Consider the following 2,398-nt stretch of genomic DNA (forward strand, 5'->3'; position numbering starts at 1 on the left):
CCGGGCACGGCCCCAGACCCGCCGCCCCGGGATCCACCTGCCCACCCGACAACACCACAGACCGTTTCAGACAGCACCGTCACCACACCCGAGAACAGCGACCCGTCAGGGTCGAGCCTGGACCGCGGCGGCCCGGCGCAGGGGCAGGAGCAGGGCGGGGATGAGGGTCAGCGCGGTGAAGCCCAGCACCCACCAGAAGGTGTCCGCGAAAGCGGTGGCCGGTGCGTCGCGGTGGTGGGCCAACCGGCTCTGCAGGATCGCGGCGAGCGTGGCGGCGCCTACCGACGCGCCGACTGTCTGCACGGTCATGATGGCGCTGGTCGCGCCGGGGATGTCGGTCGGCGCCAGTTCCTCGTAGGCCGCGGCCGACACCGGGACAGCCACGGCCGCCACCCCCGTGCCCCAGACCAGCAGTGCCACACCGATGACCACCTCGTTGGTGTGGGCGTTGACCTGGGTGAAGGTGAGCGCGCTCAGCATGCTGAGGGCGATGCCGGCGAGAACGACGGGACGGGCCCCGATGCGGTCGGTGAGCCTGCCGACGTAAGGCAGAGCAAGCGCCGTGCCGAGGCTCTGCGGTGCCAGCAGGAGGCCAGCCCTCAGCGCGCTGTAGCCGCGCACCTCCTGGAAATACAGCGGTACGAGGATCACCACGCCGAAGATCGAGAGTCGGGACAGGAAGTTCAGCATCGACGCGGCGCTGAACGGCCGGTGGGTGAACAACCGCAGGTTGAGCAGCGGCGCGACGTCGCGGGAGCGCAGCGAGCGGGCGGTGAAGACGGCGAGCAGGACGATCCCGCCGGCCAGCAGGGGCAGCCGGCGCGCACCGGCGGACAGACCGTAGTCGGTCAGGGCGAGGGCGGGGGCCAGCAGAGCCAGGCCGGTCACATCCAGCCATCGCCCGCCGGCTGCGCTCGGGGCGTCGCCGGGGATGCGACGCCAGGCCAGGACGAGGGCGAACAGGCAGATCGGGACGTTGACATAGAAGATCCAACGCCAGCTGCCGCTGTCCACGATCATACCGCCGATCAGCGGCCCCATGATGGGCGCCACCTGCGCGGGCATGGCGACCAGAGCCATGACGCGGCCTCGCTGGCCGGGTTCGACTGCCCGAATCATGATCATAATGCTCAGTGGCACGATCATCCCGCCGCCGACGCCCTGCAGGGCGCGGAAGGCGATCAGGCTGCCCACCGACCACGCCAGCCCGCACAGCGCCGAGCCGACCAGGAACGCCGACAGCGCGAACAGCCACATGGCGCGGGTGCCGAAGCGCTCGACGAGGCGGCCGGTGGCCGGGATGACTGTCGCGATCGCCAGCAGGTAGGCGGTGCTGACCCACTGCACCGTCGTCACGGGCGCGCGGAAGGCGCGGGTGAGATCGGCCAGCACGACCGCGACCATCGTCATGTCCAGCGTCGCGGTGACGGCGCCGACCACGATGACGATGCCGAGTTTCCGCACGTCGGGATCCAGGCGGGCGGTGGCCGACGTGCCGGTCGTCGTGTCTGCCATGGAGAACAACACTACACCGTGCAGTGTAGTCATGAGAACCTACACTGCACGGTGTAGGGAACGGTGTGGGGACTTCGTCGAAAGGAGCGCGTGGTGGCCGACACCCTCCGCCAGGGCTCGCCCGCCAAGCGCGCCGCGATCACCCGAGCCGCGCTGGACGTGTTCGTCCGTGACGGTTACGCGCGCGCGAGCGTCGACGCCATCGCCACCGCGTCGGGGATCTCCAAGCGCACGATCTACGACTACTACGGCGACAAGAAGCGGCTGTTCCTGGCCGCGGTGCACGAGACCACGGCGGCGCAGGCGGCGGCCTTCGACGAGCTGCTCGGCCGTACCCTCGGCGACGTCACCGATCTGGAGGCCGCCCTGACAGCCTTCGGCCGCGCGTTCGCGACCGAGGTGGCCCGCTCAGCCGAACGCGCCGCGGTCATGCGCCTCATGATCGCCGAGGCTCCACACTTCCCGGCCCTGATCCAGACTGCGCCTGAGGACCGCCCGGTCCAGCGCGCCCTGGCCGACCGGCTCGCCGCACTCGCCGAACAAGGCCTGCTCGATGCCCCCGATCCGCTCGAAGCCGCCGAGTTCCTCGGGTTGTTGGTGACCGGGCGCGTCAACAACCGATCCTGGTACGGCGCCGTGCCCTTGGACGACGCCGAGATCGACCGGCTGGTCGCCGGGGGCGTGCGGGTCTTCCTGCGCGCCTACGGCCGCTAAGCCTCGACAGATCGGCGTGGCGGCTCCGCCGACGGCTGGGGGAGAAGTTTCCGTCCTCGTCTGATCGACGTCCTTTCTCGGGTGTGGTGACGGTGCTGTCTGAAACGGTCTGTGGTGTTGTCGGGTGGGCAGGTGGATCCCGGGGCGGCGGGTCTGGGGCCGTGCCCGG

At 70.5% G+C, this 2,398-nt stretch carries 2 protein-coding genes; one reads left to right on the plus strand and one right to left on the minus strand.

Features of this window, described 5'->3' with window-relative positions; translation table 11 throughout:
• Nucleotides 1–105: 105 nt before the first annotated feature.
• Nucleotides 106–1,515, minus strand: coding sequence for an MDR family MFS transporter (locus B056_RS0109565; RefSeq protein WP_018501642.1), 1,410 nt, complete (start codon nucleotides 1,513–1,515; stop codon nucleotides 106–108).
• A 93-nt stretch (nucleotides 1,516–1,608) separates the two neighbouring features.
• Here B056_RS0109565 and B056_RS0109570 point away from each other — a divergent pair, with 93 nt between their 5' ends.
• Nucleotides 1,609–2,229: a TetR/AcrR family transcriptional regulator gene (locus B056_RS0109570; protein WP_154676942.1), complete on the plus strand. Its 621-nt coding sequence runs from the start codon at nucleotides 1,609–1,611 to the stop codon at nucleotides 2,227–2,229.
• Nucleotides 2,230–2,398: the final 169 nt, after the last annotated feature.

This window comes from Parafrankia discariae, assembly GCF_000373365.1.
Taxonomy (GTDB): domain Bacteria; phylum Actinomycetota; class Actinomycetes; order Frankiales; family Frankiaceae; genus Parafrankia; species Parafrankia discariae.

What these genes read in the sequence shown, in the direction of transcription:
- B056_RS0109565 (WP_018501642.1), bottom strand. Translation starts at nt 1,515, where the DNA reads ATGGCAGACACGACGACCGGCACGTCGGCCACCGCCCGCCTGGATCCC.